This is a genomic window from Streptomyces sp. NRRL S-37, from assembly GCF_000721605.1.
GTDB lineage: Bacteria > Actinomycetota > Actinomycetes > Streptomycetales > Streptomycetaceae > Streptomyces.
Genome location: NZ_JOIZ01000025.1, coordinates 81,625 through 94,635 on the forward strand (window position 1 = coordinate 81,625; position 13,011 = coordinate 94,635).

The 13,011-nt window shown below is 72.4% G+C and carries 11 protein-coding genes and 1 pseudogene; 9 read left to right on the plus strand and 3 right to left on the minus strand.

Features of this window, described 5'->3' with window-relative positions:
• The first annotated feature begins 47 nt into the window (after positions 1 to 47).
• From IH50_RS0131200 to IH50_RS42175, 6 genes are all read left to right on the plus strand, one after another.
• Positions 48 to 1,322, plus strand: coding sequence for an ATP-grasp domain-containing protein (locus IH50_RS0131200; RefSeq protein WP_030869831.1), 1,275 nt, complete (start codon positions 48 to 50; stop codon positions 1,320 to 1,322).
• 2 nt (positions 1,323 to 1,324) lie between these two features.
• Positions 1,325 to 2,632, plus strand: a complete 1,308-nt coding sequence (gene lysA / locus IH50_RS0131205) for a diaminopimelate decarboxylase (RefSeq protein WP_030869833.1) — start codon at positions 1,325 to 1,327, stop codon at positions 2,630 to 2,632.
• 199 nt (positions 2,633 to 2,831) lie between these two features.
• Positions 2,832 to 3,671, plus strand: a complete 840-nt coding sequence (locus IH50_RS0131210; RefSeq protein ID WP_030869836.1) for a TIM barrel protein — start codon at positions 2,832 to 2,834, stop codon at positions 3,669 to 3,671.
• 32 nt (positions 3,672 to 3,703) lie between these two features.
• Positions 3,704 to 4,594, plus strand: a complete 891-nt coding sequence (locus tag IH50_RS0131215; RefSeq protein WP_030869838.1) for a 2-hydroxy-3-oxopropionate reductase — start codon at positions 3,704 to 3,706, stop codon at positions 4,592 to 4,594.
• A gap of 133 nt (positions 4,595 to 4,727) precedes the next feature.
• A complete protein-coding gene (locus IH50_RS0131220; RefSeq protein ID WP_030869843.1) occupies positions 4,728 to 4,964 on the plus strand; it encodes a hypothetical protein in 237 nt (78 codons plus the stop codon).
• A gap of 167 nt (positions 4,965 to 5,131) precedes the next feature.
• Complete coding sequence (locus IH50_RS42175; RefSeq protein WP_030869847.1) at positions 5,132 to 5,845, plus strand: hypothetical protein; 714 nt, start codon at positions 5,132 to 5,134, stop codon at positions 5,843 to 5,845.
• Positions 5,846 to 5,917: 72 nt separating this feature from the next.
• On the opposite strand, the gene gcl is transcribed toward IH50_RS42175, so the two are convergent.
• Positions 5,918 to 7,702 carry a glyoxylate carboligase gene (gene gcl / locus IH50_RS0131230; protein WP_030869850.1) on the minus strand — a complete coding sequence of 595 codons (1,785 nt, stop codon included), beginning with the start codon at positions 7,700 to 7,702 and terminating at the stop codon, positions 5,918 to 5,920.
• A gap of 201 nt (positions 7,703 to 7,903) precedes the next feature.
• Here gcl and IH50_RS0131235 point away from each other — a divergent pair, with 201 nt between their 5' ends.
• The 3 genes and pseudogenes from IH50_RS0131235 to IH50_RS42840 all read left to right on the plus strand — a co-directional run bounded on the left by IH50_RS0131235 (position 7,904) and on the right by IH50_RS42840 (position 9,632).
• Positions 7,904 to 8,584 (plus strand): hypothetical protein, encoded by a 681-nt coding sequence (locus IH50_RS0131235; protein ID WP_030869853.1) that lies wholly within the window; start codon positions 7,904 to 7,906, stop codon positions 8,582 to 8,584.
• 130 nt (positions 8,585 to 8,714) lie between these two features.
• Positions 8,715 to 8,999, plus strand: a pseudogene (locus IH50_RS42835) (GNAT family N-acetyltransferase); the annotation flags it as partial.
• Between the two features lie 117 nt (positions 9,000 to 9,116).
• Positions 9,117 to 9,632, plus strand: coding sequence for a GNAT family N-acetyltransferase (locus IH50_RS42840; RefSeq protein ID WP_234328270.1), 516 nt, complete (start codon positions 9,117 to 9,119; stop codon positions 9,630 to 9,632).
• On the opposite strand, the gene IH50_RS0131250 is transcribed toward IH50_RS42840, so the two are convergent.
• Positions 9,629 to 11,242, minus strand: coding sequence for an AMP-binding protein (locus tag IH50_RS0131250; protein WP_030869859.1), 1,614 nt, complete (start codon positions 11,240 to 11,242; stop codon positions 9,629 to 9,631). The two genes, IH50_RS42840 and IH50_RS0131250, sit on opposite strands and share 4 nt — an antisense overlap.
• A complete protein-coding gene (locus IH50_RS0131255; RefSeq protein ID WP_030869862.1) occupies positions 11,239 to 12,912 on the minus strand; it encodes an AMP-binding protein in 1,674 nt (557 codons plus the stop codon). Before IH50_RS0131255 ends, IH50_RS0131250 begins: the two co-directional genes overlap by 4 nt.
• Positions 12,913 to 13,011 lie beyond the last annotated feature (99 nt).

Sequence of the window (13,011 nt, forward strand, 5' to 3'; positions counted from 1 at the left end):
ACCCCGACCGACATACTCCCCCCGCACCCGACCACTAGGCAGAACCCATGCACATCGCGTTCGTCGACTCGAACCCCGCCGCGCTGGAGGCGATCCGGCTGGCCAAGGAGGCCGGCCACCGGGTCACCTACCTCCAGTCCGCCGACCCCTTCTACCCGCCCACCGAGGGGAACCTGCGGATCGTCGCGTCCGTGGACCACCTGGCCGACGGGCTGGTCACCACCGACCCGGAGACCGTCACCCGGGTGCTCGCCGCCCGCCACGCCGTCGACCCCATCGACGTCGTCACCGGCCAGCTGGAGCTGAGCGCGGAGGCCGTGGCCCTGGCCTGCCGGGAGCTCGGTCTACGGGGCACCGCGACCGACGCCGTGCTCACCGCCCGCCGCAAGGACCGGTGCCGGGCGGCGCTGGAGAAGGCCGGGCTCGCCTCCGCCCGGTACGCCCTGGCCGGGACCGAGGAGGATGCGCTGGCCGCGGCCGAGGAGATCGGCTATCCGGTGGTCCTCAAGCCCCCGTCGGGCGCGGACAGCCTGCTCTCCCGGGTGGCCGCGAATCCGGCCGAGGCCACCGCCGCCTGCCGGGCCGTGCTGACCGGCCTGGACGCGGTGCCGGAGCAGTGGCACGAGCAGTTCACCCGCGGCATCCTCGTCGAGGAGTACCTGGTCGGCACGCTGGTCTCGGTGGAACTGGGCGCCAAGGACGGGGAGTTCTTCCCGTTCGCGGTGTCCGGGCGGTTCCGCTGGGCCGAGGACGAGGTGGTGGAGCTCGGCTCGTACATTCCCGCGAACCTCCCCGAGGAGCAGTCCGCCGCCTGTATCGCGTACGCGATCGACGTGTGCCGGGCGATCGGCCTGGACCTGGGCGTTTTCCACCTGGAGATCATGGTCACCGAACGCGGGCCGGTGCTGGTCGAGGTCAACCCCCGCGTGATGGGCGGCGCGCTGCCCACCATCTACCGGCACGCCACCGGCACGGACATCTTCTCCGGCCTGCTGGACATCCTGGACCCGGACGCCGAGCCCGCTCTGCCCGGCGCGCTCGACGGCTGCGTCGGCGGGCGGAAGGTGATGGTCCGCGACGGCGGCACCCTCTCCGCCGGGGCATCGGTGGCGTGGATCGCCGACGAGCCCGGGGTGCTGGAGGTCATCGGCTTCGACAGCTACGGCACCGGACCGGGCCGGGACGTCTCCGCCGGGCAGATCGTGGCCCGTTTCATACTGCGCGGCCCGGACCATCCGTCCGTGGTTCGGACGGCCGAGCGGATCCTGCGCCGTTTGGAAGAGGATTTCGGAGTTGCCCTGATGATCGGCGAGAAGGACTGACCATGACCTCCCCATCCGCCCCTTCCTCCGCTGCTTCGTCCCACGCGGGGGAGCCGGCCGGTCTCCCCGGCTCGCTCGACGGGCCCCGGCTCGCCGGCGCCGCCGCGGAGTACGGCACTCCGCTGTGGGTGTACGACGCCGGGACGATCCGCGCGCAGATCGACCGGCTGCGCCGCTTCGACGTCATCCGCTTCGCCCAGAAGGCCTGTTCCAACCTGCACATCCTGCGTCTGATGCGCGAGGAGGGCGTGCACGTCGACGCCGTGTCGGAGGGCGAGATCGAGCGTGCGCTCGCGGCCGGCTACCGGGTCGAGGGGGCCGACGAGCCCATCGTCTTCACCGCCGACCTGCTGAACCGCTCCACGCTGCGCCGGGTCGTCGAACTGGGCATCCCGGTCAACGCCGGTTCCCCGCAGATGCTGGACCAGGTGGGCGCGGCCTCCCCCGGCCACCCGGTGTGGATCCGGGTCAACCCGGGGTTCGGCCACGGGCACAGCCGCAAGACCAACACCGGTGGCGAGCACAGCAAGCACGGCATCTGGCACGAGCACCTCCAGGAGAGCCTCGCGCTGGTCGACCGGTACGGGCTCGACCTCGTGGGCCTGCACATGCACATCGGCTCCGGGGTGGACTACGGCCACCTGGAGTCGGTCTGCGAGACCATGGTCAAGCAGGTCAGGCTGGCCGGGCGGGACATCCGGGCCATCTCGGCCGGCGGCGGCCTCTCCGTGCCGTACGCGCCGGGCGACCCGGAGATCGACACGGACCGCTACTTCGAACTCTGGGACGCCGCGCGGCGGGAGCTCGTCTCCGAACTGGGCCACCCGGTCCGGCTGGAGATCGAACCCGGGCGTTTCCTGGTGGCGGGCTCGGGGGTGCTGGCCGCCGAGGTCCGCGCCCAGAAGCCCATGGGCAGCAACTACTTCGTGCTGGTCGACGCCGGGTTCAACGATCTGATGCGGCCCGCGATGTACGGCAGCAGCCACCGCGTCTCGGTCCTCGGCGGCGACGGCGTCCCGCGCGGCGAGGACGCCCGCGACACGGTCCTAGCCGGCCCGCTGTGCGAGTCCGGGGACGTCTTCACCCAGGTCGAGGGAGGCGACGTGGAGCCCGTGCCGCTGCCGCGCACCGAGATCGGCGACCTGGTGGTGTTCCACGACACCGGCGCCTACGGCGCGAGCATGTCGTCCACCTACAACTCCCGGCCGCTCATCCCCGAGGTGCTGGTCGACGGCGACGACACCAGGCTGATCCGCCGCCGGCAGACCGTCACCGAACTGCTGGCACCGGAGCTCGACCTGCCGGTCTGACCCCGGCCCGCTCCACGGAGGGCGCGTCCGGCGTGCGCATCGCACGCCGGACGCGCCCTTTTGTGTGCGCACGCGGGTACCGCATCGCGTCACGCCCCCTCTTGACAAGCCCGGACGGTCGACGGCAATCTTCCCTTACTTCCATTAAACAGAAAGCAATTTCCGTATTACGGAAACTAGCGAAAGGGAGCGCGGCCCGATGCCAGGTTCCGCACGGAGCACAGCCGGAGACCACCGCTTCGACGTCAACCTGTCGATCCTCTTCACGGAACTCCCCTTGTCGGAGCGTCCGGCGGCCGCCGCCGCGGCCGGCTTCGACGCGGTCGAGCTGTGGTGGCCCTGGGTCGACTCCCCCACCCCCGGGCAGTCCGAGCTCGCCGCCCTGAGGAAGGCGATCCAGGACGCGGGCGTACGGCTCACGGGCCTGAACTTCTACGCCGGACGGCTGCCCGGCCCCGACCGGGGCGCGCTGTCCCTCCCCGGCGAGGAGTCGGAGCGGTTCCGCGCCAACATCGACGTGGCCGCCGGTTTCGCCCAGTCCCTCGGCTGCACGGCCCTCAACGCGCTGTACGGCAACCGCGTCGACGGCGTGGACCCCGCCGAACAGGACGCGCTGGCGCTGGAGAACCTCGTCCTCGCGGCGCGGGCCGCCGACCGGATCGGCGCGATCCTGCTGATCGAGGCGCTGAACGAGCCCGAGTCGCCGCTGTACCCGCTGGTGTCGGCGCCGGCCGCCGTGGGGGTCGTCGACAAGGTCAACGCGGCCACGGGACTGGACAACGCCCGGTTCCTGATGGACCTGTACCACCTGGCGATGAACGGCGAGGATCTGCCGGCGGTGATCGACCGGTACGCGGAGAAGACCGGTCACGTGCAGATCGCCGACAGCCCCGGCCGCGGCGCCCCCGGCACCGGCTCGCTCCCGCTGGAGGAGCTGCTGGACCGGCTGCGCAAGGCCGGTTACGACGGCTGGATCGGCCTGGAGTACAAGCCCGGCGAGCGTCCGAGCGCGGAGGCCTTCGGCCGGCTGCCCCGCTGACCACACCCCCTCGCACGGAGAGGCGCCCTCGCATGAGCAACCTTCCCAAGATCGCCTGGATCGGTCTCGGCATCATGGGCTCCCCCATGTCGGAGAACCTGGTCAAGGCGGGCTACGACGTCACCGGTCACACCCTGGAGCAGGCGAAGCTGGACCGGCTGGCCGCCGCCGGCGGCACCGCCGCCGCCTCCGTCGCCGAGGCCGTGCGGGACGCCGACGTGATCATCACGATGGTTCCCGCCTCTCCGCAGGTGGAGGCCGTCGCGTACGGCCCCGACGGCATCCTGGAGAACGCCCGGCCGGGCGCCCTGCTGATCGACATGTCCTCGATCACCCCGCGGACGTCGGTCGACCTGGCCGCCGCCGCGAAGGACAAGGGCATCCGGGTGCTGGACGCCCCCGTGTCGGGCGGTGAGGCGGGCGCGGTCGAGGCGGTGCTGTCCATCATGGTCGGTGGTGAGCGGGCCGACTTCGAGGAGGCGAAGCCGGTCTTCGATGTGCTCGGAAGGACGATCGTGCTGTGCGGTCCGCACGGCGCCGGGCAGACCGTGAAGGCCGCCAACCAGCTCATCGTCGCCGTCAACATCCAGGCGTGCGCCGAGGCCGTGGTCTTCCTGGAGAAGTCGGGCGTGGACCTGACGGCGGCGCTCGACGTCCTGAACGGCGGACTGGCCGGCTCGACCGTGCTGACCCGCAAGAAGGACAACTTCCTGAACCGGGACTTCCGGCCGGGCTTCCGCATCGACCTGCACCACAAGGACATGGGCATCGTCACCGACGCCGCCCGGGCCGTCGGCGCGGTACTGCCCGTCGGTGCGGTGGTCGCGCAGCTGGTGGCGAGCCTGCGCGCCCAGGGAGACGGCGGGCTCGACCACTCCGCGCTGCTGCGGGCCGTGGAACGGCTGTCGGGCGCGCGGGTCTGATCCTCCTGTTTTTCCGAACCCCGGGCGGCGCCGGCGCCGACATCGGTCCCATCGCGCCCAAGGCGGCGGCGCCGCCCGGAACCCACCTCCCTCCCGGCGTGCGGATCCGCGCGGTCCGCAGCAGCCTGGGGACATGGCACATCCGACGGAGCATCCGCACATCGTGGTCCACGCGCCCGCCCTGGACGGCTCCCGGCGGGTCACCTCCGACGACGAGACCCTGGGCGTCGCCACGCACACCGACGACGTGGGCGAGATCCTGCGCCTGGCCGACCTGTACGTCACCGACGTCGAGGACGCGGACTTCATCGAGTGGCAGGGCGGCGGACCGGACGACTGGCCGGGACTGTCCGAACACCACGAGCCGTGAGCGCGGCCGGTACGGCAACGGCCGTAGGCGGGCTACGGCACCCTCAAATGAACCTCTGAACACGGCCTCCCGAGGCTTCGGCGGGCCCCGCGCGCGGGAACCATCCCCGCACACGGGGCCCGTCGGCACGGGGGCGGCCGGCCCCTTGTCCGAGAGGGTGTCCTGTCATGGCCGACATCGCACACGTCCGGGCGACGCCGCACGAGATCGCCCTGCTGGCCTGGGGACCACGCGCCGCCGTCACGGTGGCCGTCGTCGCCCTGCACCTGCGCGGCGCCGTCGAGGCGGGCGCACGGGGCACGGTGGTGGCGGTCGACAACGAGGCGGGCAGGGCGCTGCCGCCGCTGCCGCCGCTGCCGTCGCCGGAGGACGACATCCCGGCGGAGCTGCGCGTCCCGTATCTGGAGAGCGCGGTGTACCGACGGCTGGACAAGCCGCGTGACGTACGGGAGGTGCCGCGGGACCCGGACGTGCAGTGGGCGGTGGCCACGCTGAAGACCGGACTGGTGGACATGGGCATGGTGAGTCCGCCGGCGCTGGGGACGACGCGGGCGGGCCGCCGCCACGTGCACGTGCTGCGCACCGCGTATCCCGTGCCGGCGAGCCGGGCCGGCCTGTCCGACGAGGAAAAGCTGCTGGCCGTCGCCCTGCACGGCGAGGCGGCCCTCCGCGCCGTCGTCCCCCGCTTCGCCTCGCGCGCGGGCCTCACCGGACGGGTCCGCCTCCGCCTCAGACACCCACTGCGCGGCTGGTCCCCCGGCTCCGGCGGCATCCACGCCGGCCGGCTCTACTGCGGCGGCGGAGGCAGCTGCGGCTGCGGAGGCGGGGGCGGCTGCGGAGGCGGAGGGGGATGCGGCGGGGGCGGGGGCGGGGGGTGCTGAGACGCCGTGCGGCCCGTCGGCACGGCGGCCGGACGGAACGCCCGGTGGCCGTCCGTCCCGGCCGCGCGTCGGTCAGACCCGCAATGGCCTGACCGCCGTCGGGGCATGGGCCGCTTCCGTGGCGAGGGGTTCGGACTCGACCACGTCGCCGATGTCGTTGGTGGTCGACATCGAGATGTCGGTGACGCGTTCCAGGATCGCCTCCACGATCACCGGGACGCGGTGTTCCGCCGCGAGCTTCTTCGCCTGCTCGAAGGCCGGGCCCAGGTCGTTCGGGTCCGTGACGCGGATCGCCCTGCACCCCAGGCCCTCGGCGACCTTGACGTGGTCGACGCCGTAGACGCCCAGCTCCGGGGAGTTGATGTTCTCGAACTCCAGGTTGACCTGGAAGTCGATGCCGAACGCCCGCTGTGCCTGCCGGATCAGGCCCAGGTAGGCGTTGTTGAGCAGGACGTGGACGTACGGGATCCTGTGCTGCGCCCCGACCGCCAGTTCCTCGATCATGAACTGGAAGTCGTAGTCGCCGGACAGGGCGACGACCTGCGCCTCGGGGTCGGCCTTGGCCACGCCGAGCGCGGCGGGGACGGTCCAGCCGAGCGGGCCCGCCTGGCCGCAGTTGATCCAGTGCCGGGGCCGGTGGACGTGCAGGAACTGCGCGCCGGCGATCTGGGAGAGGCCGATGGTGGAGACGTACCGGGTCTCGGGGCCGAAGGCCTTGTTCATCTCCTCGTAGACGCGCTGCGGTTTGATCGGGACGTCGTCGAAGTGTGTACGGCGCTGGAGGGTGGCGCGCTTCTCCTGCGCGGAGGCGGCCCACTCGGAGCGGTCGGGCAGCCGGCCCTCGGCCTTGAGCTCCTTCGCCACCTCGACGAAGAGTTCCAGCGCGGCGCGCGCGTCGGAGGCGATGCCGTAGTCGGGGGCGAAGATCCGGCCGATCTGGGTGGGTTCGACGTCGACGTGGACGAAGGTGCGGCCGGCCGTGTAGACGTCGAGCCGTCCGGTGTGGCGGTTGGCCCAGCGGTTGCCGATGCCGAGGACGAAGTCGGACTCCAGGAAGGTCGCGTTGCCGTAGCGGTGCGAGGTCTGCAGGCCGACCATGCCGGCGTTGAGTTCGTGGCCGTCGGGGATGACGCCCCAGCCCATCAGGGTCGGCACGACCGGGGTGCCGGTCAACTCGGCGAACCGGACGAGCAGTTCGGCCGCGTCGGCGTTGATGACCCCGCCGCCCGCGACGATCAGCGGGCGTTCGGCGGCGTTCAGCATGCCGAGCGCCTTCTCGATCTGGGCGCGGGAGGCGGCGGGCTTGTGGACCGGGAGCGGCGCGTAGGTGTCCGGGTCGAACTCGATCTCCGTCAGCTGCACGTCGACCGGCAGGTCGATGAGGACCGGTCCGGGCCGGCCGGAGCGCATGAGGTGGAAGGCCTGCTGGAAGACGCCGGGGACCTGCGCGGCCTCCAGGACGGTCATCGCCGTCTTGGTGACGGGCCTGGCGATGGCGGCGATGTCGACGGCCTGGAAGTCCTCCTTGTGGATCACGGCGGTCGGCGCCTGGCCGGTGACGCAGAGGATCGGGATCGAGTCGCCGATGGCGGAGTACAGGCCGGTGATCATGTCGGTGCCGGCCGGACCGGAGGTGCCGACGCAGACGCCGATGGCGCCGGGGCGGGTGCGGGTGTAGCCCTCGGCCATGTGCGAGGCGCCCTCGACATGGCGGGCGAGGGTGTGGGTGATGCCGCCGGAGGCCTTGAGCGCCGCGTAGAAGGGGTTGATCGCCGCGCCGGGGACACCGAACGCGTCCGTGACGCCTTCGCGTTTGAGGATTTCGACTGCCGCGCGGGCAGCGGTCATTCGAGCCATCGGGTACTCCTGCTTCGGCTGCCGGATGCGTACTCCCGTCGCGCCCTGCGGTGAGTACTTCCGTATAATGGAAAGTACTTTCTACTATCTGGAATGAATGTAGGGTGGGTGGCCGAAGCCGTCAAGAGAGGGGCAAGCGGCGGACACACGGCGGGCCGGCGGAGGACGATGGACACCGCCTCGACAACCCGGGAGGGGACCATGCCCGAGAGCGTGCCGGTGCGCTGTCCTGCCTGTCGGCGCTCGCACCGCTACACGGCACCGTCGTACCCCTGCGCGTGCGGCGCGCCCGTCACGCCGCCGCTGGACCTGGACGGGGTGCCCGCTCCGGTCGGGCACCGTGCCTGGGCCGAGGAGTGGGTCGCCGTGCGGTGCGGGCGGTGCGGGCTCCGCGGCGAGTGGCCGCGGCCGGAACTGGGGTGCCCGTGCGGGACGGTGCTGCTGATCCCGGTGGCCGGGCCACCGGCACTCCGCGTCCCGGCGGGGCGGCCCGAGACCTCCGCCGCCCGCCCCGCGCGGGACGCGGACCAGGCGGACCGGGACGAGGTCACGGCCGCCGTACTGCATCTGCGCCGGCTCGGCCACCAGGACGTCCGCCGCACCGGCCGGCCCTCCCCCTCCGGTGTCGAACTGGCGGGCCGCGGCGTGCTCGCCCAGGTCGGCCCGTCGGCACGTCAGGCGACCCCGCGGGACGTGGAGTGCCTGTGGCTGACGGCGATGACCGAGTCCGCCGTCTGCCGGTACTTCACCGTCGCCGGGTACACCGAGGAGGCGCGGGCCCGCGCCGACACGCTGGACGTCCCCCTGTTCCTGCTCGGTCCCGCCGGCGCCCCGCGGCCGGTGAACGGCCCCGCCGAGGCGCTGGACGCCGGCGGGGCCTGAAAACCCGGCGACGTGCCCGCCGCCGGCGTCCGATACTCGGCGGATGCGCATCCGTCCCGCCGAACCCGGTGAACTCCCCGCCCTCCAGGACATCGAACGGGCCGCCGGCGCCCCGTTCCGCGACCTCGGCATGCCGGAGATCGCCGACGACGACCCGCCCGCCCCGGACGTGCTGGAGCGCTATCGCCGGGCGGGCCGCTGCTGGGTGGCGGCCGGCGAACGAGGCCGGCCCGTGGCGTACTTGACCGCCGAACCCGTGGACGGCGCCCTCCACGTGGAGCAGGTCTCCGTCCACCCGGACGCCGCGCGCCGGGGCGTGGGCCGGGCCCTGCTCGACCACGCCGCCGCCCACGCCCGCGAACAGGGCCTGACCGCGCTGACGCTGACCACGTTCGCCGACGTCCCGTGGAACGCCCCGTACTACGCGCGCCTCGGCTTCCGCACGCTGGGCGAGCCCGAACTCACGCCGGGCCTGCGGCGGATCCGCGCCGAGGAGGCCGGGCACGGACTCGGCCGGTGGCCGCGCGTGTGCATGCGCCGGGACGTCCCCCCGCACCCGCGGCACGCGGGCCCGGCCGCCCGGACGACGATCAGACCGGCGCGTGAGCGGGACCTCCCCGGTTTCCTCGGGCTGGCGGCCCAGGTCGAGCAGTGGTTCGGTCCGATGGTCGGGGAGCCGGGCTTCCACGACGCGGTGCGCGAGCACATCGCCGGCTCCCGAGCGCTCGTCGCCGAGTCCTCGGGTCCGGACCTCCTCGGCGGACTGCTGTTCGGGGGCGAGGCGCCGACGTATCACGTGCACTGGCTCGTCGTCTCGCACCGGGCGCGGGGGAAGGGCGTCGGCCGCGCGCTGATGGCGGAGGCGGTACGCCGGTGGGTGCGCGGGCCGGGCGACCTTGAGGTGGTCACCTTCGGGGCCGACCACCCCGGCGCCGTCGACAGCGGCGCCCGCCTCTTCTACGAGCGCCTCGGCTTCACCCCCGCCGAGGCCGCCGCTCCGGGTCCGGAGGGCGGCTCACGGCAGGTCTTCCGGCGGACCCTCGCTTAATCCTCGGCCGCGTACCGCTCCCGCAGTTCCACCTTGCGCACCTTCCCGGACACCGTCATCGGGAAGGTGTCGAGGAGCTGGAGCCGGCTCGGGATCTTGTAGTGGGCGAGGCGGTCCGCGCAGAAGGCGCGCAGTTCCTCCAGGGTGAGCGGGTCGGCCGGGTCGCGCGGGATGACACAGGCGAGCACCTCCTCGCCGTACCGTTCGTGCGCGACCCCGACGACCTGGACGTCCGCGATCTTCGGGTGGGCGTGGAGGAACTCCTCGACCTCGCGCGGGTAGATGTTCTCCCCGCCCCGGATGATCATGTCCTTGATGCGGCCGACGATCTCCACGTAGCCGTCCTCGCGCATCACCGCGAGGTCCCCGGTGTGCATCCAGCGGCCCGCGTCGACGGCCTCGGCGGTCTTCTCCGGCTCGTTCCAGTAGCCGAGCATCACGCTGTAGCCGCGGGTGCACAACTCCCCGGCACTGCCGCGTGGTCGGGTCACCCCGGTGGCCGGGTCGACGACCTTGACCTCGATGTGCGGCAGGACCCGGCCGACGGTGCCGGTGCGGTGTTCCAGGTCGTCGTCCCTGCGGGTCTGGAGCGACACGGGGGACGTCTCGGTCATGCCGTAGCAGATGGAGACCTCCTCCATGTGCATCTCGGCGACCACCCGCTTCATCACCTCCACCGGGCAGGGCGAGCCCGCCATGATGCCGGTGCGCAGCGAGGTGAGGTCGTACGACGCGAAGCCGGGCAGGTTCAGTTCGGCGATGAACATGGTGGGCACGCCGTAGAGCGAGGTGCAGCGCTCGCGCTGGACGGCCTCCAGGGTGGCCTCCGGCTCGAAGGAGGGGGCCGGGATGACGATGCAGGCGCCGTGGGAGGTGGCGCCCAGGTTGCCCATGACCATGCCGAAGCAGTGGTGGAACGGCACCGGCAGGCAGACGCGGTCCTGTTCGGTGTAGCCGACGGTGCGGCCCACCCAGTAGCCGTTGTTGAGGATGTTGTGGTGGGAGAGCGTGGCGCCCTTGGGGAAGCCCGTGGTGCCCGAGGTGTACTGGATGTTGATGGGGTCGTCGCAGCTCAGTCCGGCGGCGATCTCGTCGAGCCGCTCCGGCGGTACGGCGGACGCGCCCGCGGTCAGCGCGTCCCAGGACGGGTCGCCGATGTAGACGGTCTCCCGCAAACCGGGGCAGGCTCCGCGTACCTGGTCCACCAGTGCCCGGTAGTCGCTGCCCTTGTGGGCGAGGGAGGAGACCAGCAGCGAGATCCCGGACTGCCTGAGCACGTACTCCAGCTCGTGCGCCCGGTAGGCCGGGTTGATGTTCACCAGGATGACGCCGATGCGGGCGGTGGCGTACTGCACCAGGACCCATTCGGGGCAGTTGACGGCCCAGATGCCGACCCGGTCGCCCTTCTCGACGCCCTTCGCCAGCAGTCCGCGCGCCACCTCGTCGACGGCGGCGCCGAACTCGGCGTAGGTCCAGCGCCGTCCGGACGGTACGTCGACGAGGGCCTCCCGGTCGGGCCACGCGGCGACGGCCCGGCCGAGGTCGGCGCCGATGGTGTCGCCGAGCAGCGGGGTCTCGTCGGTCCCGTGCGCGTAGGAGAGTCCGGTCACCGGAAGTCCTCCTCGCGGTACTCGTCGGTGGAGCCGGCGGCCGTGGCCTCGCGCAGTTCGATGCGGCGGATCTTGCCGGAGACGGTCTTGGGCAGTTCGCCGAACTCCAGGCGGCGGATCCGCTTGTACGGGGCGAGCGTCTCGCGGGAGTGCTCGAAGAGCACCTTCGCGGTGTCCGGGCCGGGCTGCCAGCCCTCCGCGAGCACGATGTACGCCTTGGGCACGGCCAGCCGCAGTTCGTCCGGGGCGGGCACGACGGCCGCCTCGGCGACCGCCTCGTGCTCCAGCAGGGCGCTCTCCAGCTCGAAGGGGCTGATCTTGTAGTCGCTCGCCTTGAAGACGTCGTCCGCGCGGCCGACGTAGGTGATGTATCCGTCCTCGTCGCGGGAGCCGATGTCGCCCGTCCGGTAGTAGCCGCCGGCCATCGCCTCGGCGGTGCGGTCGGGGTCGCCGTGGTAGCCGGTCATCAGGCCCACCGGACGGTCGGAGAGGTCGAGGGCGATCTCGCCCTCGGTGGCGCCGGGCGCGCCGGAGACCGGGTCGAGGAGTTCGACGCGGTAGCCGGGGCTGGGGCGGCCCATGGAGCCGGTCTTGAGGACCTGGCCGGGGCTGTTGGAGACCTGGACGGCGGTCTCGGTCTGGCCGAAGCCGTCCCGGATGGTGACGTTCCAGGCACGCCGGACCTGCTCGATGACCTCCGGGTTGAGGGGTTCGCCGGCGGCGACGACCTCGCGGGGCGGGGTGCGCAGCAGGCCCAGATCGGCCTGGATGAGCATGCGCCACACGGTCGGCGGGGCGCAGAAGGTGGTGACGCCGGCCTTGTCCATCTCGGCCATCAGGCGGGGTGCGTCGAAGCGGGTGTAGTTGTGCAGGAAGACGGTCGCCTCGGCGTTCCACGGGGCGAAGAGGTTGGACCAGGCGTGCTTGGCCCAGCCGGGCGAGGAGATGTTGAGGTGCACGTCGCCGGGGCGCAGGCCGATCCAGTACATGGTCGCCAGGTGGCCGATCGGGTACGAGGTGTGGGTGTGTTCGACCAGCTTGGGGCGGGCGGTGGTGCCGGAGGTGAAGTACAGCATCAGGGGGTCGTCGGAGAGGGTGGGTCCGTCGGGCGTGAAGTGCTCGGCGGCGCCGTAGGCGTCCGCGTAGGGCTGCCAGCTCCCGCCGGCTCCCTCCCCCACGGTGATCCGGGTGTAGTCGCCGGGCACCTCGTCGAACTTCGCGGTGTCGGCGGCGCGCGCGATCACATGGCGGACGCGGCCCCGCTCGACGCGGTCGCGCAGGTCGGCGGGGCCGAGCAGCGGGGTGGCCGGGATGACCACGGCGCGCAGTTTCATCGCGGCGAGGGCGGTCTCCCACAGTTCGGCCTGGTTGCCGAGCATGACCAGCACGCGGTCCTCGGCGCGCACGCCCCGCTGCCGCAGCCAGGTGGCGACCTGGTCGGAGCGGCGGGACAGGGCGGCGAAGGACAGCCGGGTCTCGTGGCCGTCCTCCTCGACGAGGTGCAGGGCGGTGCGGTCGTTGCCGTCCGCGATCACGTCGAACCAGTCGAGGGCCCAGTTGAACCGGTCGGGCCGGGGCCAGGCGAAGTCCCGGTGGGCGGTGGCGTAGTCCTCGCGGTGTTCCAGCAGGAAGTCCCGGGCCCTGCGGAACGCCTCCGTCGCCGTCGTCATCTGCTCCTCCTCGTGCCGGACCGTGCCGGACCATTGCCGGGCGGCTCTTCCTCATCGTGTAATCCGTGATGCGTGTCTCACTACCCCCGAACGGGGGTG